The following is an 18,807-nucleotide window of genomic DNA, read 5'->3' on the forward strand; positions in this document are numbered from 1 at the left end:
GAAGAGCTGCAACCCGTTTAACTTCATTTTCAATAAATTCTTTTTCTGCCTTCTTCATCTTCAATGGAAAGGCTATGTTTTCATGGATAGACATGTGGGGATAAAGTGCATAGCTCTGAAAGACCATCGCCACATCCCTTTCTTTCGGAGAAAGAGCATTCACTGCTGTATCATCAAAACATATCCTTCCTTCTGTTACTGACTCGAGCCCTGCAATCATGTTCAGGATCGTGGATTTTCCACATCCACTTGGGCCAACAAAGGTGAAAAACTCTCCATCATTTATCGTTAAATCAAGTTCCTTTATTACTACAATATCTTTAAATCTTTTCTTTACTTTTTCAAATCTTATTTCAGCCATTTCTTACCCCTTTACTGCTCCAGCCGTCAGACCTTCAATAATCCTCCTCTGAAATGCGAAGACGAGAATTATGAGGGGAATGGTCACGACCACAGAGGCTGCTGCAATGTCACCCCAGGGGATCTCATGGAGACCTGGGAATAGTGCTATGCCAACTGGTATCGTCCTTGATGCAGGCGTAGATGTAAAGGTTAATGCAAATAGAAACTCATTCCATGAAAAGATAAATACAAGTATTGCAGTTGTAAATATCCCGGGTGCTGATAAAGGGAACATTATTCTATAAAATACCTGAAATGGACTGCATCCATCCACCCTTGCCGCAAGATAGATCTCATCAGGTATCTCCCTGAAAAAGTTTGTCAGTATCCATATGGAGAGGGGAAGGGAAAAGGTTGTGTAAGTGATTATAAGCGACCACCATGTGTCTCGCAGACCAAGGGCACGGATGATAATATAAAGAGGGCTTACTGTTGCGATGGGCGGAAACATAGAAACCGATAAGACAAAACCGAGAATTAAGGCTTTATATCTTACCTTTAGTTTTGCAAGTCCAAAGGCACAGAGAGAGCCGATAATGAGTGATGAAATAGTGGTAAATGATGCAACAATTGCACTATTTAAAATAATCCTTAAGAAAGGATGCCCCTCAAAGATAGAGATGTAATGTCTTATGGTAAGACTTTCTGGAAACACAGGAGGTATCCTCGTTAGTTCAGAATCAGGTTTTAGGCTTGTGATGAATTGCCATAGAAGCGGACCAGAACAATATATAACTACTAAAATCAACAAAACATAAAAACCTACCCGTTTTATCATTTGCTCCGCGATCTTCGATTCATTCCTCTGCTCAGAATCCTTATGTAAAAAATGCTGATACATCCTATACATAAAAAGACTATTACTGACAATGTCGAACCATAGCCAAATTGAAGTGTTTGAAATAGCACCTTATAGGCGTATATAGATAGTGTCTCTGTAGTATTTGCAGGTCCTCCACCTGTCAAGACATAAATAGCATCAAAGACCCTGAAAGCATCAAGGGTTCTAAAGATTAGCACAACAAGGATTACAGGCTTTAGCAGAGGCAGTGTAATCCGTCTGAAAGTTGCCCAATTCCCTGCACCATCAACCCTTGCCGCCTGATAGAGTTCCCGCGGTATAACCTGCAGTCCTGCCATGAGAAGGATCGCAACAAATGGCGTTGTCTTCCATACATCCATAAACACAGCAGCATTCATTGCCCAGAAAGGGCTACCAAGCCAGTTTATCTTCGTACCAACAATGTAGTTCAATATTCCAAAATCCGTATTGTAAATCCATTCCCACATCCTTGCAGACACAACCGTTGGGATAGCCCATGGGATAAGGACAATGGCCCTGATCAGCCCTTTCAACCTGAAGGACATATTTAAAAGCAAGGCAATATAAAGACCAAACAACAATTCCAGTGAGACGGATACTCCTGTAAAATATGCCGTATTCTTCAAGGCATTCCAGAATCTATCATCTTTTAAAAGAAAAAGATAATTCTCAAATCCAACAAACCTTGAAATATCAAAGATGAGAAGTTTCCTGTGAATACTCAGATAAAAGACATAAATGATTGGATAAATTGTAACAAAAGACAATAAAATAAGGGCTGGAATTACAAACCTGTTTCCGCCTTCACCGTTTCTCATCTCTCCACCCTGAGAATATGTTCTATCTGTTTATGTGCAGAATTTAATGCCTCTTCTGGTGTCTTTATGCCAGATATGGCAGCACTGAACTCAGGCTGAATAACCTGGGTTATCATTATGTAATATGGCGATACAGGCCTTGGTCTTGCTTTCATAAAGACATCATAAAGGCCAATGATAAAGGGTTGTTTCATTAACAGGTCCTTATCCTTATATAAAGACTTTCTTGTTGGTTTATAACCTATTGTGAGGGCAAGGGTCTTTTGTGCCTCAGGGGATGTGAAGAATTTTATCAGTTTTTCTGCTGCATCTGGATGTTTTGAGTATCTATTTATACCGAGCTGCCATCCACCGAGTGTAGATGCAGATTCTTTGTTAGGAAATGATGGGAGTGGAAATACTCCAACTTTTCCTTTGATTGCTGAACTTTCCTTTTCAAAGATGTTCCATGCATAGGGCCAGTTTCTCATGAACAATGCTTTTCCATTTCCGAATATGTGTCTTGTCGGTTCCTCAATAGCAGTTGTTACAAGGGGAGGTGTAATCTTATACTTAACAATCAGGTCTCTCATAAAGTGGAGGGCATCTACATTCTCAGGACTTTTGATAACGGATATTTCATCTCTCAGTACATCTCCGCCATTGCTCCAGAAGTACTCAAGGACATTGCAAACCAAACCCTCGTATTGCTTTCCCTGCCAGATGAATCCATATAGCCCCGATTCCCTTGATGTAATATATTGAGCAATATCAACAAGCTCCTGCCATGTCTTTGGAGGTGAGAAGCCATATTTCTGAAGGAGGTCTTTTCTGTAATACAAGACTCCTGCGTCTATGTACCATGGTATTGCATAGATCTTATCTTTGAAAGTGACAGCCAGCATGGGACCGAGGAAGAATTCTTTTTGTTCATTCTTCGATAAGATAAGGCTTAAATCCTTCAACCATCCTGCCCTTGCAAATTCAGGAACCCAGATGACATCCATACTGAGGACATCAAAATCAGGACTCTTGCCTTCAAGGTTTATGACATAGAATTGGTGCTGTTCATCTGTTGAGGCTGGCAATATCTCATCTTTAACCTTTATGCCAGGATTTTCCTCCTCGAATTTTTTCAATAATTTTTTGAATGGTTCTGGGTCTCCTGCAATCTTACCGTGCTTGAAAACCAAGGTAGTGCTACTGTTGTGTTTGTCCTTTTGAGCGCAACTGATGATTAGGAAGATCAAAAACAATAAAAATAATTTTATAACCATATACACTAAGCGCCAATTTTCATCTTTATTCCCCCTCTTTCTTAAAGACAAGAATACATAGAGGAGGCAGGATTAACGATAGGGAATGATACTTGCCGTGAAAAGGTATCGGCGTGGCCTCTACACCTCCAAAATTGCCATGGCCACTTCCTCCATACTCCTTGGCATCGCTGTTTAATACCTCTTTCCAGTGACCTCCAGCAGGAACTCCCACTCTGTAGTTATAACGTAGAACAGGGGTAAGGTTGCAGATTACAAGTATAGTGTCTTTTGTAGATCTACTCCTTCTTAAAAAGCTGACGATGCTCTGTTCCCAGTCACTGCAGTCTACCCATTCAAACCCAGCATGTTCAAAATCCAGCTCATACAGAGCAGGTTCTCCTCTATACAATACATTTAGATGTTGAACCCATCTCTGAATATCCTGATGTGGAGGATATTGCAGTATATGCCAGTCTAAGCTATCTTCGTGAAACCATTCCCTCCATTGTCCAAACTCACCCCCCATGAACAGGAGCTTTTTGCCTGGGTGAGTATACAGGTAGCCGAAAAGAAGACGAAGATTAGCAAATTTCTGCCAGTCATCACCGGGCATCTTACTGATAAGCGACCCTTTCCCATAAACCACTTCGTCGTGAGAAAGGGAAAGTATAAAGTTTTCGAAAAAGGCATACATAATACTGAAGGTAAGCTGGTTGTGGTAATATTTACGGTAGACGGGGTCCTTCGAAAAATAATCGAGGATATCGTGCATCCATCCCATGTTCCACTTCATGCCAAAGCCAAGGCCACCTACATAGGTCGGTCTTGAAACCATAGGCCATGCTGTTGATTCTTCAGCAATTGTCTGGACATCGGGATAGGAGCGGTAAACTTCTTCGTTCAGTCTTCTAAGAAAAATAATGGCTTCTATATTTTCTTTCCCACCATATTTATTGGGAATCCACTCGCCTTCCTTTCTTCCGTAGTCGAGATATAACATGGATGCCACAGCGTCAATCCTGAGACCGTCTGCATGGTATTTCACCAGCCAGAAGAGAGCACTACTGATAAGAAAGGCACGTACCTCATGACGACCATAGTTAAATATATAACTATTCCAGTCAGGGTGAAAACTTTTCTTGGGGTCTGCATGTTCATATAGGTGGGTTCCGTCAAAATAGACCAACCCGTGCTCATCATCTGGAAAATGGGAAGGGACCCAGTCAAGTATAACACCGACGCCATGTTGATGAAGACTATCAATCAGATACATAAAATCCTGTGGAGTGCCATATCTGCTGGTGGGAGCAAAGTATCCCACTGTCTGGTATCCCCAGGAGCCATAAAAAGGATGTTCCATTAAAGGGGTGAATTCTATATGGGTGAACCCCATGTCTCTTATGTATTCAGGGAGATATCTGCCCATTTCCCTGTAAGTGAGAAAACGATTGTTTTCTTCAGGTATCCTTCGCCATGACCCGGGATGAATCTCATAAACAGCAAAGGGTGATCTAAGCGAGTTATATCTTCGACGGTTTTCCATCCATTCTGTATCGTTCCACTTATAGCTTAAATCCCAGACAACAGAGGCTGTCTTTGGAGGCACCTGCCAGTAAAAAGCAAAGGGGTCTCCTTTATCAACTTCATAGTTATTATGTCTGGAAACAATATGATACTTGTACAGCGTACCATTACCAATCCCTGGAATAAAACCCTCCCAGATGCCTGACCCATCCCATCTTACCCTTAAAGGATGAGATTCTTTGTTCCATCCATTAAAATCACCGATAACCGATACTTCTCTTGCATAAGGAGCCCATACAGCAAAGTGGGTACCGTTAACTCCGTTCACCGTCATCAAATGGGAGCCCAGTTTTTCATAGAGCCTGAAGTGATTTCCCTCTTTAAAAAGATAAATATCATGTTCTGTCAAAGGACTCACACCATATATTACATGCTCGTTTTTCCCGTCAGACCCTTTTGCCATATGACTTCCCCATTACAACTCCAGAATGTTCTTGCCTTTATTTTCCATAAAATACCATATAGCCAGATAATCCCGTATCTGTCTCGTTATTAGAAAATTATTTCTTACATATTCCCTTCCTTTCTCACCCATCCTCTTTGCCATTTCTGGATTATTGAGGAACTGCCTTACCCTGAATGCAGTTCCCTCCACTGAATGGACAAGAAAACCAGTTACTCCGTGTATTATCTGAAGTGGAATGCCACCTGTAGCACCGCCTATCACTGGTTTTCCTTTCCACATGGCTTCAGATACTGTAAGACCAAAGCCTTCTTTCAAAGACTTCTGTAAAACGATGGTGGCTACTCTCTGTAAGGCATTTATCTCTCTGTCACTAAAGGGTGGCAGAAGCAGAACATGTATATCAGGATCATTGGCTGCATATTCTTTTACCTCGTTTAAGACTATCTCTCCTTCCGGATCATCTGTTGCAGGGCTTCCTGCAAGGATGAGGATACAATCATTATACCTCTTGACTAATCTGTAAGCCTTTATCACACCTATTGGGTCTTTGAATCTATCAAACCTCGATACCTGAAGGATTATCGGTCTGTCTATCGGTATCTGCAACCTCTCCGATATCTCCTTTATCTCTCCATCTGTTAATTCTCTGTTTTTTTCGCTGATAGGGTCTATCGACGGTGGAGTAATGAATTCATCTATAGGCATTGCTCTTGTAAATTTTGCTACAGAGAAAATGGCAGCGTCATATTTTTCACAGTAGCGACTCAGATAATTATATATTTCCTTTAATGGATTAGATACATCAATATGACATCTCCAGATCCATTTTCCATTCTTCTTAAATTCAACAAGGGGTATAGGTTGAGGGTCGTGTATTACAACGGCATCAGCATAAAGGCTGATCTTTTCTGAGTTCTCTCGGTTTACCTCATAGTGTTGTTGCCACATATCATTGGTAATTCTCTCAACATTGCCTTGGAGGGCGTTGTGTATTTTTTTTGTTATTTCAAAGAACTTTTCATTACCTTCTATCACTTCCCACCGCGCATTGATACCAAGTTCCTTAAGCAGGGGTATCATTCTCTGGAGGATTTCTGCTACCCCACCACCTGTTCGAGTGGAATTTATGTGAAGGAAAGACCTGTTATTTAATATTTCACCGAGCTTCTGTAGTAGCAATAGATCACTCTTTGGTGCTATGCCTGAATATTGAGTAATCATCTCTCAATCCCTGTAAATTCCATATCCTCCCTCACCTCTTTTTCAACCGCCTCTGCTATATGTTCTCTTATTCCTTCTATGCTGTGCATGAATGGGTCTATAGCCCTTACCCTTCCTGCAAGTTTTCTCTTCCCTAAGACATCTTCCATCCACTTCGAAAAGTCATCTACTCCAAGGCGTATCCTCGCCTCATAAAAATGATAGTATATGGAACCTACATCTATGTATTTTATAGCTATAAGAAACTCCGCAAGGTTCATGGCTATTATCCCAACAGGAAATATCAGTGTTACTGTCTCGTTGAAATAAAATTCATCACCAGGAATTGCCTCCCTTGGCTCAGGAAATCTTTCGATATACTTATCTATTACATTTAGCAGTTCACTTCTTAGGTCATCAATAGTCTTAAAGTCATAGGGGTCTATGTTTGAAAGGTGTTCTGAGAGGACCCTTTCCTCAAGACTTTCACTAGCCCAGTGAGCAAAGTCATTCGTGTATTCGAGGATATGGCCTTTTAAAAAATACTGGTATGTGTGATGGAATATGGCCTCATCGCTTACTATAGCTATTACATCTCTTAGCTCGCGGAGATTTTTAGCTTTTCTACCTGTGGAGTTAAGGATGCTGATGCATTGTTTGAATTCAAAAGGCTCAATTATTTTTTCCATAGATTCAATTTCTTTTTTCAGCAAAAACAAAAACTGATGGTTTTATGGAAGCAAGCTTTACATCCATTTCATTTTTGAAGTTTCTGAAATTAGCCATCAATTTCTTTGGAATAGACCTTCCTCGGGGCAATTTCACAATAAGAGGATTAACAGGTTTATTATTAATCCTCATTTCGTAATGAAGATGTGGTCCTGTTGCAAGTCCTGTAGTACCAACATAACCAATGATTTGACCTTGATTTACTCTCACTCCTCTTCTAATACCCTTTCTAAATCTTGATAAATGTCCATAATAGGTTTTATAGCCATTGGGATGCTTTATTATTATAAGTTTGCCATTCTGACCCTTATATCCAGCAAATATAACTGTTCCATCGCCAATGGCAGAAACAGGGGCGCCTTTAGGAGCAGTATAGTCAAGCCCGTGATGCGGTCTGTATATCTTTAGTATTGGATGGAACCGACCACTGGTAAACCCTGAGCTTATACGCCTGAAACTCAGAGGTGCCTTTAGAAATGCCCTTCTCAGTGATTTACCTGCACCATCGTAGTAATCAACCCTTCCATCATGCTCGAATCTATAAGCGCGATAGGTCTCACCATTATTCACAAATTCAGCAGAGAGTATATCTCCATATTTTTTAAATTCTCCATCTAAATAAAATTCCCCAACAACAATTTTAAATGTATCACCATTTCTAAGGTCAGTTGTAAAATCTATATCCCATGCAAATATATCTGAAAGTTGAAGTGCTAAAATTAGGTTTTCCCTGTCTTCTTCCATAGATGAGATGAGGTTGTCTTTTATAACTCCTCCCATGTGCCGGAGCCTTTTTTCATAGTCCACAGATATCTTTTCAGCAAAAAATCCCGATTCGGTGCGGTTAATGTTTAAGATATAATCGTCATTTATCCAGTATTCAAAAGAGTTAATCTGGTTGTTGCTGTCAATTATTATTTTGTAAGGATGGCCTGGATATAGTTTCCTCAATCTGTGAATATCTGCAGATGCCTCTTTTAACTTGAAAAATTCTTCTATATTAAGCTCGTATTTCTTAAAGATATCAAAAAGTGTTTCTCCTGTTTTGATAGTGCCGCTTATTTCTCGATAAGCTTCTTGCTTTGTGGATGCAGCTTTTTCTGATTCGTTTATAATGCTAAGATTACTTCTTATTGTAAGAATTACTATTATTAAAAAAACGAGTGTTATAAATACCTTCCTCATTCTCCCTCCTTTGTCTTTAATAGTATGGTTTATTTTGGTTTCTTTACAGATTGTTTAATATATACCGAAGATACAATAATTGCTGTTATTACTACTCCTGTAAGCACAGAAAGAAATATAACTATCGCAAGTGATGCATCGAACCTCCAGAAAAGAAAAGAAATTGCAACAGGCGCTGCGTTTTGAACTGAAAAGATGGTCACCACTGTAATGATAATCAATAAAAGTACTATTGTAAACATTCATGCCTTCCTTAGTAGTTTACCCATTTCATGCCATAAAAGGTCGATTCTGTTTATTGCTGCCGGCAAATCGGTATCTATTTCTGTCTTTGCTTTTTTAATCGCTAATTGAAATTCCTCAATAGCCTTTTTGTTTTCATTAGAAGCTAAGGTCTTTGCCTTTTCAAACCCTTCATTAAGGAGGTCAAGCTCATTTCTTACAGTACCGATATTTTTGGAGAGAAGATCTACTCTCACCTTTAAAATATGTCCTCTGATGTTTACCATTACAGCATCGAACATAATCCTCTGTACTTTAGCCTGTGTCTCCTTATTGATTTTATCAATGGCTTCAGCCTGTTTCCTTAAAGCATCTTCAGTTGTTGTCTTCTGCTTTTTTATTGTCTCATCCGTTACGGATATGCCTTTCTTAAAAGAATTCTCAAGAGAGATAACCTTAGAAGAGATAACATTCACCGTTTTTATGATCCGCTGTATATCAGCATCAGGCTTCAATAGAGCAACCTTTGATTCCTCCTCTATTTTTTGGAGTCTCTTCTTTAAATCTTGAACATCGGATTTAAGCCCAGCAGTCTCTTTCTCTATAAGTATTGGCAGTCCATAGTAACCTGCACCTGCAAAGACTACAATCAAAAGTATTACCACTAATACATTTTTCATATCACACCTCCGTCTCAAAGCTTTGCTCTTCGCAACCTGAGGGCATTGCCAACTACTGACACTGAGCTGAAGCTCATTGCAGCAGCAGCAAAAATAGGACTGAGCAGGATGCCCCAGAATGGATAGAGAATACCTGCAGCCACTGGAACTCCGAGTGCATTATAGGCAAATGCCCAAAAGAGGTTTTGCTTGATATTGCGCATCGTTGCCCTGCTCAGACGCCTTGCCCTTACTATACCTCTAAGGTCGCCTTTTACCAGTGTCACACCGGCGCTTTCCATAGCTACATCAGTGCCTGTTCCCATGGCAATACCCACATGAGCCTGTGCCAGAGCTGGTGCGTCATTAATGCCGTCTCCTGCCATTGACACAACTCGTCCCTCATTCTGCAATCGCTTGACGACTTCAGACTTCTGGTCAGGCATCACCTCGGCAATTACATCGTCAATGCCGAGTTTTCTTGATACAGCCTCTGCAGTTGTGCGGTTGTCTCCTGTAAGCATGACAATCCTGATGCCCTCTTGATGAAGCTGTTCAATTGCCTCTGGCGTGGTCTCCTTTATCGGGTCAGCCACACCTAACAGTCCGACCACCTTTCCATCCACAGAAACGAACATTACTGTCTGTCCTTCTCTCCGCATTGTCTCAGCCTTCTGAGATAGTTCACCAGGGTCAATACCGATGTCATCAAGGAGTTTGTGGTTGCCGAGTGCTACTTCATGCCCGTCAATTTTACCCATGACCCCTTTGCCGGTCACGGACTTGAAATTTTCCACATCAGTCAGTTTTATGCCCTTTTCATTCGCCCCTGCCATTATCGCTGCTGCGAGAGGGTGTTCGCTGCCCCGTTCAATGCTTGCAGCAAAATGGATTATTGGCTTCTCATCAAACCCACTGCTCGGGATAACATCTACAAGTCTTGGTTTACCTATGGTAAGCGTTCCTGTCTTATCTACTACAATTGTATCTATCTTCTTCATTACCTCAATTGCCTCTGCATTTTTGAAAAGCACACCTGCTGTTGCACCCTTGCCCATTGCAACCATGATAGACATCGGTGTTGCAAGTCCAAGGGCGCAAGGGCAGGCTATTATCAGAACAGCAACTGCATTGATGAGTGCAAGTGCCATTTTTGGCTCAGGGCCTATCCAAGCCCACATAATGAAGGTTAAGACTGCTATAGCAACGACGATCTGGACAAAGTAGGCTGCGACTATATCAGCGAGTTTCTGAATAGGGGCACGACTTCGCTGTGCTTCTGCAACCATATGAACAATCTGTGAAAGCAGGGTATCCGCTCCCACCTTCTCTGCCTTCATTATTAACATGCCTGTTCCATTAACAGTAGCACCTATAACACGGTCTCCTTTGTCCTTTTGCACAGGAATCGGCTCACCGGTAACCATTGACTCGTCAACAGAGCTTGTTCCCTCAATCACTACGCCGTCTACAGGAATCTTCTCACCAGGCCTCACGCGGAGGATATCTCCTTTATCTACATGCTCAAGCGGAATGTCTTCTTCCGTCCCATTTTTGATGCGACGGGCTGTTTTGGGCGCCAGACCGAGAAGGGCTTTAATCGCTGCTCCTGTCTTGCTGCGTGCCTTCAGTTCAAGCACCTGCCCTAACAGCACCAGAATCACAATGACAGCGGCAGCTTCAAAATAAACGCCCACTTCTCCGCCTTCTTTGCGAAAAGACACAGGAAATATATCAGGAAAGAGCGTTGCCACAACGCTGTAGATGTATGCAACACTCACACCAAGCCCGATTAATGTGAACATGTTAGGACTGCGGTTTATAATTGACTGCCATCCACGCACAAAAAATGGCAAGCCGCCCCAGAGAACAACAGGTGTGGCAAGAATAAGTTCCAGCCATTTCATAATTTTTGGGGGGATTAAACCTTCAAGGGAAATGCCCGGGATATAGTTATGCATAGCAATAATGACTAAAGGAACTGTTAAAACAACCCCGACCCTGAACCGCCTCGTCATGTCAATAAGCTCGGGGTTTTCTTCTTCCCCAAGAGCAGATTTTGGCTCAAGCGCCATGCCGCAAATAGGACAACTTCCAGGAGCATCACGAACAATTTCAGGATGCATCGGACATGTCCATTCAGTCTTACCAGAAATTACCCCTGTTTTTGGAGGCTCGGCAGCTTTCTCCATGAGAAATGCTTCCGGGTCTTTGTCAAATTTATCCTTACAATTTTTTGAACAGAAATAATAGGTAGTATTTTTGTGAGCCGAAGTGGTAGCAGCATCCTTGTCTTCTATGTTCATTTTGCATACAGGGTCTGTTACTTTCATCTTTTCCTCTCCATGCCGAATATGGCGGTTTAACAATAGTTTTCCCTTAAAAATTTTTCCTACAAATATAACATTATTTATTATCTTCTTCTACCGCCTCTTTTATCATATTAGGTATATCAGGAATCGCTGATGTTACCCTACTCCAGCTCGGAATCAATGGTGCACCGAGTGGGTCTTCCATTATTGTCTGCCCTGCTATCCTTATTCCACGTGTGAATGCCTCGACAGCAGTGCCTTCTTCGTGTCTATCGAAGAAAAGACCATTTATAGCACAGTCATCCTCATATCTTTTTAGCATATCCTGTGAAGTCCTGAGATATGTGGCGATTAATGTCTTGAATAATCCTTCTGAAAATATGACCCCTTCTGATGCCAGTGTTCTGAAGAGTGACTTTGTTATATCTACAGCCATTTTCATAAGACCTTTTTCAGGGTCTTCAGGTGAGAGTTCCTGGTGCTTGTGTTCATAGTTTTCACAAAGATCTACCTGGCATATCCTCCTGATAGCACAGTTCCTATATACCTCTGCAAGAACACTAACCTCAAGTCCCCAATCACCCGGAATCCTGTTAACTCTTGCAAGGTCAGTTATCATAGAAAACTCACCTGCCAGTGGATAACGGAAACTATCAAAATACACAAGCAGAGGAAGGTAACCGAGTAACTTTTCGAGTGCCCTTATCAGCGGAGTGACAAGAAGTCTTGTTACCCTCCCATGCATCCTGTCTGTTACGCGACTATAAAAACCTTTGCAGAATTCGTAGTCAAGATTTGGATTGGTCACAGGATAGCATAACCTTGCGAGCATTTCTCTGTTATAAGTGAGTATATCGCAGTCATGCAGGGCAATGACATCACATTCACCGACCGCTATAATATAACCATAAGACATCCATGTTGACCTGCCTTTCCCATCGATACCAGCACTTAACCCCTGTTCCTCTAAAAGTGTATAAAGATTCTGTACCCGTTTGCCATCATTCCATATAATCCTTACCTTCTGGGGAAGTACTGAGAAGAATTCCTTAGCGTGTTTGAATTCTTCTTCATTTGACTGACCAAGTGTGACCACAATTTCTCTTAAATATTTAACCTCCTTGAGTTCTCGTATGATATCTTTTAAGGCTTCACCTTCGATTTCTGAATACAGAGACGGAAGCACAAGTGCGATAGGACGCTGTTGAGCATACCAGTTGAGTTCCGATTCTATTTTCTCAAGATTCAATTTCCCAAGTCTGTGAAATGTTGCAATTACCCCTGTCTGATAAAAGTCACTCATTTTACACCTCCGAATCCTTTTCTGAATGATTTTTAAGATATACAGTTCTTATAGGGAATGGTATCTCGATACCCTCTTCTTTAAATCTCTTGAATATCCTCTTTCTAAGTTCATGTTGAGCAAGATACTGGTCAACAAATTCCTGCACCTGGCATATAAGGGTAAAATCAAGGGAGCTATCTCCGAATCCCGGTATGAATCTGACGAAGGGTTCAGGATTCCCGAGCAGACCCGGGATTTCTCCGATAGCCTTTTTAGCCTCCTCGACAAGTATCCTCTCAACCTTTTCGGGGTCAGAAGAATAACTGACACCTATCGGAATTAGTAAAGACATCCTTTTTTCAGGGAGATAATAGTTCGTAACAACACTCTGTGCAAGTTTGCTGTTGGGAATCACCACTATGTTGTTAGGTAACATCCTCACCCTTGTAGTTCTCCATGTAATGTCTTCGACATATCCTTCCTGCCCTGTCTCAAGCTTTATAAAATCTCCGACTCTGATGGACTTTTCAACAAGTATATGGATCCCTGCAAAGAGGTTTGCGAGCGTGTCCTGAAGTGCAAGGGCAACCGCAAGGCCTCCGACACCGAGGGCTGTAATGAGAGGAGTTATCGAAATCCCAATTACACTGAGTATAATCAACAAACCTATAATGAGGATTGTCCCCTTCAATATTCCATATGCAAGTCCTGTTGTAGGAATTGGAAGGTCTGATTTCTGTATGTAATCTCTGAATATCTTTCCTGATAGGTTTGCAGTGGCAATTGTGATTGAAAGAATCACAACTACATGGATGGTCTTGCTGAAATAAAAGACATACTTTTCTGGAAGCTCTGAAATGGCAACTCCGATATAAAGTCCAATGGCAATGCACCAGTAAATGGATGGAGTTTTAAGCGATTTTACTATAATGTCGTCAATCTTTATCTCCGTTTTTTCCGCCCATCTGTGAAGGAGCCTGAAAGTAATACCCCTTATGATGAGTAATACAGATGTAGATATCAAGACTACTATTACAGGAATGAATATCCTCTTTAAATTAATGTCCAATTATTCCTCCAATCTCAAGACCTTTTTCTTAGAACTTCTTCTATCTTCGAGCGGAGTTCTCTGTTTTCGAGTATCCTCTCTATAGCGGTTGAAAGGGCATTGTTTGCCTGCTCTTCCATTTTCTCTTCACTAAAAGCGACATCTCTGAATGAGTTTGAACTGTCAACATTCGTTGTGTAGATTATTTTATTCTTTTCCACATCGGCAACAATAACTCTTAGTCTGACCCTTGATTCATACTGTGCCTTTAGGAATCCCGTGTAGCACTCAACCACAAGTTCATCTATATTTCCTCCAATAACTATCTTTCCCATAGAAGGACGTATAGAACCTTCTCTCAGGTCCCAATGTGGTGTCTCTCCAGATACAGTGTAACCCACTTTTGAAAAAACGGCACCTATCGCCCTTGCGACTGCATCAGATGGTGGCTGAGACTTTGAGATTACCTTTATTTCTTTTCCATCTGATTCAACCTTTCTGCCTATAGTCCATCTATCTGTGACCTTTCTAAGGTCGTTAAAAAGAGCAACTGTGATAATTGATTGCTGTAGCCCTTTCTCTGCAGGAGGAATATACCTTGTTGATTCGTATTTGAGGGAAACGGGATAGTGAGCAACAGATGCACATGAAATAATAGATATTGTTCCTGCTAAAGCCAAGACTTTTGAGATTCGTTTTATCATTGTTTTACCCCCCTTTTAAAACCTAAAACCTTAATATAGCACCTATATTTCCTGCAGATTTAAGCCTTTCATTTTCTCTTATGACCTCTACCCGTGCCCCCTGTTCTACTGCCTTCTGAACCACTAAATCAACTATATAATTAAATGGCTCAACCACCCTCCCGCAATACGGACATTGTTCTACACCCTGAACTGTAAGAAAATCGCAGTTTATACACCTGAGTCCTGATGTTGTATACCCCTCATGGAATATAAGTTTGTGTATCTTTCCTTCCCGTAAACTTGTAAGTACATCGTCTATTCCTAATACACCATATTCGTTTTTGTGTGTCCTTGTTATCATCTCATCTACGAGTTCTTTTTCTTTCTGAAGTTCTATCTGCTCTATAGCCTCCATGGATTTCTTAAGGATATCCTGGTTACTTGCAAACATCTCTGCAGAAAATGTCCCCGCCACCTTATCAGCAATCGTTATAGGTAACATGGAGCGAAACCTCAAGAGTGCCTCATGTGAACCACCGAGAATAATTCTTCCTATATATTCCTGCGGGAGAAACCCCTCAAGCACCTTTACCACATCCTTCAGATGCATGGTTATATGATGTTCTATGTGCCTAGTTCTCCGTGTCTCCTCAAGGGCGAACCAACCACCTTTCTTATGTTTTCCAGGGATGTCAGGAGTGAACATCTCTGTATATTCTTCTATCTCACCGAGATGTATGAGAAATATACGTGCAGATTCTTTGTCAACAAGCACAACAGCATATCTCTGGTAGTTATCAAGGATATCTGTAAGTGGTTTGATATGGGGGGTCTTATCAATTACAAGTTCATTTCTCACAGGAACGGAAAGGTGATATATCCTCCAGAATTCAACCGGAGCAGAAGTGATTATAGTCAACCCCTTTTTAAAATCTCTTCTGTTTCCGTTGAGGAATATCTCTATACGCCTTATATCTTCCCTGAGCATTTTCTCTCCCTGTTTCCCTATCCTATCGAGTTCCTTTTTCAGGAGATTCTTGAAATGTATCTGATAATCTCCCTTAGGGTTTGTGATAGGGTTTACATTGAGATATAGACTGACGAAGAGATTACCATCACCAGCGGTGTTTATTAACTCCTGTAGTTCCTTATGTGTTACCATGTGTTACCTCCTGTTTATATATGAGGCTGTTCAAAAACTCAAAGAGACTTAAAAATCAAGATTCTCTGAGCATATTGTAATTTCCTTTTACCGCAACTTGTCATTCCGTGCTTGACAGAGCCTGCCCCGTACTTGATATGGGGGACATGTCTGGATTCCTGCTTTCGCAGGAATGACATAAAAACCATATTTACTGAACACCCTCATACATTTTCAACCGCCCATTCTTTATATAATTCTATAAGTCCAATGCATATCGCTGCGAGTAGTGGTCCTAATATCATCCCTATAAGACCGAATACATGGATGCCTCCCATTACACTAAAAAAAACTATCAAGGCGTGGAGTTTTGTCCTCCCACTTATAAGAAGGGGCTTCAAAACATTATCAATGGTTCCTACAATAAGTGTTCCAATGAGTATAAGGATAAAACCTTTTAGATAAGCGCCTTTGATAAAGAGTATTATTGCTGCGGGGATCCAGATAATTGCTGTGCCGAGTATCGGAAGAAAAGAAAAGAATGCCATCATCGTTCCCCAGAATACAGGGGATGAGAGCCCCAGTATCCAGAAGGCAACACCACCAACTGTCCCCTGAATTATCGCCACAAGGACTCCACCATATACTGTGGCATATACGAGGTCGTTCATACGGGAGAATATAGCATCCCTCCTCGTATCTGTTATGGGGAGTATACCCTTGGTATACCCTAAAAGCCTGTCTCCATCCTTAAAGAGGTAAAACATGGAAAGTATCATAAGGACAAAATTAAAGAGAAATGCAGAGAAATTCTTTACCACAGTGGTAGCCATATTTGCAATGATTGCGCCTATCCTTTTAAGATTAGCCATCACCATCTCATTGACATCTATGCCTGCTGTGCCAATATATCTCTCGAGTGTATCTTCGATTCTTGAAACAAGAAGGTTTTCCTTAAGTAGATTGAGAAACTGAAATTCTCCTGCCTTTATGTGAGATTCATAATTTTTGTATGTAGTTGCTATCTCTTCTATCAGGGTGGCGACTGCAAATCCGAATGGGACTATAATAATAACAGTTATCAGAAAACACATAAAGAGTGCGTTGAGGGATTTATTCCTTATAAATCGCTCTCCGATTTTCCTGTAAAGAGGGTAAAACAGCACAACAAATATTATTGCCCAGAGGATTGGAATGGCAAAGGGCAGTAATAATTTAACAAAGAGATAGAATAGAATTCCGACCACCGATATGGCTATTAGATGATAGAAATACTCTGCTTTAATCATGGCCCACCAAGGTCTGTCTTTATACTGAAGAGCTTCATTATGTCCTGCAGTGTTACAATTCCTTTAATCCTATCTCCATGACTGACAACTAACTTCCTGACATTATTCCTGAGCATCCTGTCAAGGACATTGACTGCATCCTCATCGTCAGATACCACAAGACCTTCGTGAATTTTCTGCATAATATCATACACATCTGTGTATGACCATTTCTCTGGATGGATGTCTTTAACATTATTTATTGATATAATGCCAACCAGCCTTTCTCCATCCATTACGGGAAAACTTGAGTATCTATATTTGAAGAAGTAATCATCTACAAGGTTTTTTAGGTTCGTCTTCTGGTCTACTGTAATTACATCTTTTTCCATGATTGCACCTATTTTTATCCCGCTAAGCATTCTTTTTAACAGGAGTTGCTGGTAACTACTCTTTGACGCATGATCAAGGAAGAATCCGATTACTATAAGCCAGAGTCCGTTAAATAGATGTCCTCCGAACATTTCCATTATTCCCCAGAATATAAGTAAAAAGGCAAACCCCTGTCCTATCACACTTGCGGTCTTTGTTGCCTTCTTGAGGTCGCCCGTGAATTTCCAGATAGCAGCTCTTAAGACCCTTCCCCCATCAAGTGGGAATCCGGGCGCTAAATTAAATAGTGCAAGTATTACATTTATATAACTAAGATACTTTACAGTCGAGTAAGCCTCTATTCCCATCTGAATAGTTGCACCTATGAGATAAAAAACTCCGGCAAGTGCAAAACTCATCAGCGGACCTGCAATAGCTATCTTAAATTCAGCCTTTGCGGTTGGAGGCTCTCCTGTAAGCTCTGCTACACCACCGAATATGAAAAGGGTTATTCCTCTTATAGTTATACCATTTTTCTGGGCAACCCAGCTATGGGCGAGCTCATGAAGAAGTACAGATGCAAAGAGCATAACTGTGGTTATGCCTGCCGGTATCCAGTATGACAGCCTGCTCAGCGCCTCGTATTCTTTAGGGAAGTATGCCGTAGCTAATGAGATCATAACAAGACCAAATACGATGAACCATGTATAGTGTATCTTTATCCTGATGCCTATAATCCTGCCTATAGTAATTGACTCGTTCATCTTTGATTAATCCTCTTTCTTGATATTTCAATGAATGCAGATGCAAGCGCCATTGTGGATAGGTCTTCAGGATTTCTCTCCGGGTGCCACTGGACACCTATGAAAAATGGATAATTCTGAAGTTCGATAGCTTCAACAATACCATCTGGTGCTACAGCAGTTACCACTATATTTTTCCCGACGACCTTAACAGATTGATGATGTGTGCTATTGACATCTGTCACATCTACCTTAACTATATCATATAATTTCGTATTTGAATAGATGTTAACCGTGTGCCTGCTCTCTCTGTGCTTTTCTATATCCTGATAAAGTGTTCCTCCAGTTACAATATTCATAAGTTGCATACCATAACATATGCCAAGTAGCGGTTTTCTTGCCCTTATTGCTTCATTGAGTAGTGCTATCTCAAAATCTGTTCTTGCATTAGAAGTAAGTTTGAGTTCTGCAGTAATCTCTTCTCCATAGTAAGAGGGATGAATGTCATCACCACCTGAGAGTAAGAGACCATCAATTGTATCGACAATTGCCATGACATCTTCTACCGATGTTGGTGTTATAAGGAGCGGTATACCACCCACGTTTTTTACGAAATCTATATATTCCAACCTGAGGTAACTGCGATTACCATCTATATCTGTTGTTATGCCAATGATTGGCTTCAT

Annotated in this window: 18 protein-coding genes; all 18 read right to left on the bottom strand. The window is 41.0% G+C overall.

Annotation, left to right across the window (positions count from 1 at the left end; all coding sequences use genetic code 11):
- Nucleotides 1-361, bottom strand: a 361-nt coding sequence (locus tag AB1488_05875) for an ABC transporter ATP-binding protein (protein MEW6409625.1), incomplete at its 3' end; no start/stop codon positions are given.
- Between the two features lie 3 nt (nt 362-364).
- Entirely contained in the window at nt 365-1,180 is an 816-nt protein-coding gene (locus AB1488_05880) for a carbohydrate ABC transporter permease (protein MEW6409626.1), read from the bottom strand.
- Nucleotides 1,177-2,043, bottom strand: a complete 867-nt coding sequence (locus AB1488_05885) for a sugar ABC transporter permease (GenBank protein ID MEW6409627.1) — start codon at nt 2,041-2,043, stop codon at nt 1,177-1,179. Before AB1488_05885 ends, AB1488_05880 begins: the two co-directional genes overlap by 4 nt.
- The gene (locus AB1488_05890; GenBank protein MEW6409628.1) at nt 2,040-3,215 is read right to left on the bottom strand and encodes an ABC transporter substrate-binding protein; all 1,176 of its coding nucleotides are present in this window, start codon (nt 3,213-3,215) and stop codon (nt 2,040-2,042) included. Before AB1488_05890 ends, AB1488_05885 begins: the two co-directional genes overlap by 4 nt.
- 109 nt (nt 3,216-3,324) lie before the next feature.
- The gene (gene glgB, locus AB1488_05895) at nt 3,325-5,268 is read right to left on the bottom strand and encodes a 1,4-alpha-glucan branching protein GlgB (GenBank protein MEW6409629.1); all 1,944 of its coding nucleotides are present in this window, start codon (nt 5,266-5,268) and stop codon (nt 3,325-3,327) included.
- A 12-nt stretch (nt 5,269-5,280) separates the two neighbouring features.
- Complete coding sequence (locus tag AB1488_05900; GenBank protein MEW6409630.1) at nt 5,281-6,492, bottom strand: glycosyltransferase; 1,212 nt, start codon at nt 6,490-6,492, stop codon at nt 5,281-5,283.
- A complete protein-coding gene (locus AB1488_05905) occupies nt 6,489-7,160 on the bottom strand; it encodes a DUF5752 family protein (protein MEW6409631.1) in 672 nt (223 codons plus the stop codon). The genes AB1488_05900 and AB1488_05905 overlap by 4 nt, the downstream gene beginning before the upstream one ends.
- A gap of 4 nt (nt 7,161-7,164) precedes the next feature.
- Nucleotides 7,165-8,385, bottom strand: coding sequence for a peptidoglycan DD-metalloendopeptidase family protein (locus tag AB1488_05910; GenBank protein ID MEW6409632.1), 1,221 nt, complete (start codon nt 8,383-8,385; stop codon nt 7,165-7,167).
- A 29-nt stretch (nt 8,386-8,414) separates the two neighbouring features.
- Nucleotides 8,415-8,627 (bottom strand): LapA family protein, encoded by a 213-nt coding sequence (locus tag AB1488_05915; protein MEW6409633.1) that lies wholly within the window; start codon nt 8,625-8,627, stop codon nt 8,415-8,417.
- Nucleotides 8,628-9,287, bottom strand: coding sequence for a hypothetical protein (locus AB1488_05920; protein MEW6409634.1), 660 nt, complete (start codon nt 9,285-9,287; stop codon nt 8,628-8,630).
- A gap of 14 nt (nt 9,288-9,301) precedes the next feature.
- Nucleotides 9,302-11,599, bottom strand: coding sequence for a heavy metal translocating P-type ATPase (locus tag AB1488_05925; GenBank protein ID MEW6409635.1), 2,298 nt, complete (start codon nt 11,597-11,599; stop codon nt 9,302-9,304).
- Nucleotides 11,600-11,672: 73 nt separating this feature from the next.
- Nucleotides 11,673-12,881 carry a glycosyl transferase gene (locus tag AB1488_05930; protein ID MEW6409636.1) on the bottom strand — a complete coding sequence of 403 codons (1,209 nt, stop codon included), beginning with the start codon at nt 12,879-12,881 and terminating at the stop codon, nt 11,673-11,675.
- 1 nt (nt 12,882) lies between these two features.
- Nucleotides 12,883-13,932 (bottom strand): mechanosensitive ion channel family protein, encoded by a 1,050-nt coding sequence (locus AB1488_05935; GenBank protein ID MEW6409637.1) that lies wholly within the window; start codon nt 13,930-13,932, stop codon nt 12,883-12,885.
- Nucleotides 13,933-13,946: 14 nt separating this feature from the next.
- The gene (locus AB1488_05940; protein ID MEW6409638.1) at nt 13,947-14,615 is read right to left on the bottom strand and encodes a hypothetical protein; all 669 of its coding nucleotides are present in this window, start codon (nt 14,613-14,615) and stop codon (nt 13,947-13,949) included.
- Nucleotides 14,616-14,637: 22 nt separating this feature from the next.
- On the bottom strand, nt 14,638-15,759 hold the full coding sequence (locus AB1488_05945; protein MEW6409639.1) for a hypothetical protein: 1,122 nt from the start codon (nt 15,757-15,759) through the stop codon (nt 14,638-14,640).
- Between the two features lie 203 nt (nt 15,760-15,962).
- Nucleotides 15,963-17,027, bottom strand: a complete 1,065-nt coding sequence (locus tag AB1488_05950) for an AI-2E family transporter (GenBank protein ID MEW6409640.1) — start codon at nt 17,025-17,027, stop codon at nt 15,963-15,965.
- Nucleotides 17,024-18,142: a site-2 protease family protein gene (locus tag AB1488_05955; GenBank protein MEW6409641.1), complete on the bottom strand. Its 1,119-nt coding sequence runs from the start codon at nt 18,140-18,142 to the stop codon at nt 17,024-17,026. Before AB1488_05955 ends, AB1488_05950 begins: the two co-directional genes overlap by 4 nt.
- Nucleotides 18,139-18,807, bottom strand: a 669-nt coding sequence (locus AB1488_05960) for a gamma-glutamyl-gamma-aminobutyrate hydrolase family protein (GenBank protein ID MEW6409642.1), incomplete at its 5' end; no start/stop codon positions are given. The genes AB1488_05955 and AB1488_05960, both read right to left, overlap by 4 nt.

Source organism: Nitrospirota bacterium (assembly GCA_040756155.1).
GTDB lineage: Bacteria > Nitrospirota > Thermodesulfovibrionia > JACRGW01 > JBFLZU01 > JBFLZU01.

Excerpts from the sequence above, each read along its gene's own strand:
- AB1488_05945 (MEW6409639.1), bottom strand. The coding sequence starts at position 15,759 with ATGGTAACACATAAGGAACTACAGGAGTTAATAAACACCGCTGGTGAT.
- AB1488_05880 (MEW6409626.1), bottom strand. The coding sequence starts at position 1,180 with ATGATAAAACGGGTAGGTTTTTATGTTTTGTTGATTTTAGTAGTTATA.
- AB1488_05915 (MEW6409633.1), bottom strand. The coding sequence starts at position 8,627 with ATGTTTACAATAGTACTTTTATTGATTATCATTACAGTGGTGACCATC.
- AB1488_05950 (MEW6409640.1), bottom strand. The coding sequence starts at position 17,027 with ATGATTAAAGCAGAGTATTTCTATCATCTAATAGCCATATCGGTGGTC.
- AB1488_05910 (MEW6409632.1), bottom strand. The coding sequence starts at position 8,385 with ATGAGGAAGGTATTTATAACACTCGTTTTTTTAATAATAGTAATTCTT.
- AB1488_05930 (MEW6409636.1), bottom strand. The coding sequence starts at position 12,881 with ATGAGTGACTTTTATCAGACAGGGGTAATTGCAACATTTCACAGACTT.
- AB1488_05955 (MEW6409641.1), bottom strand. The coding sequence starts at position 18,142 with ATGAACGAGTCAATTACTATAGGCAGGATTATAGGCATCAGGATAAAG.
- AB1488_05920 (MEW6409634.1), bottom strand. The coding sequence starts at position 9,287 with ATGAAAAATGTATTAGTGGTAATACTTTTGATTGTAGTCTTTGCAGGT.
- AB1488_05900 (MEW6409630.1), bottom strand. The coding sequence starts at position 6,492 with ATGATTACTCAATATTCAGGCATAGCACCAAAGAGTGATCTATTGCTA.
- AB1488_05940 (MEW6409638.1), bottom strand. The coding sequence starts at position 14,615 with ATGATAAAACGAATCTCAAAAGTCTTGGCTTTAGCAGGAACAATATCT.
- AB1488_05925 (MEW6409635.1), bottom strand. The coding sequence starts at position 11,599 with ATGAAAGTAACAGACCCTGTATGCAAAATGAACATAGAAGACAAGGAT.
- AB1488_05905 (MEW6409631.1), bottom strand. The coding sequence starts at position 7,160 with ATGGAAAAAATAATTGAGCCTTTTGAATTCAAACAATGCATCAGCATC.
- AB1488_05885 (MEW6409627.1), bottom strand. The coding sequence starts at position 2,043 with ATGAGAAACGGTGAAGGCGGAAACAGGTTTGTAATTCCAGCCCTTATT.
- glgB (MEW6409629.1), bottom strand. The coding sequence starts at position 5,268 with ATGGCAAAAGGGTCTGACGGGAAAAACGAGCATGTAATATATGGTGTG.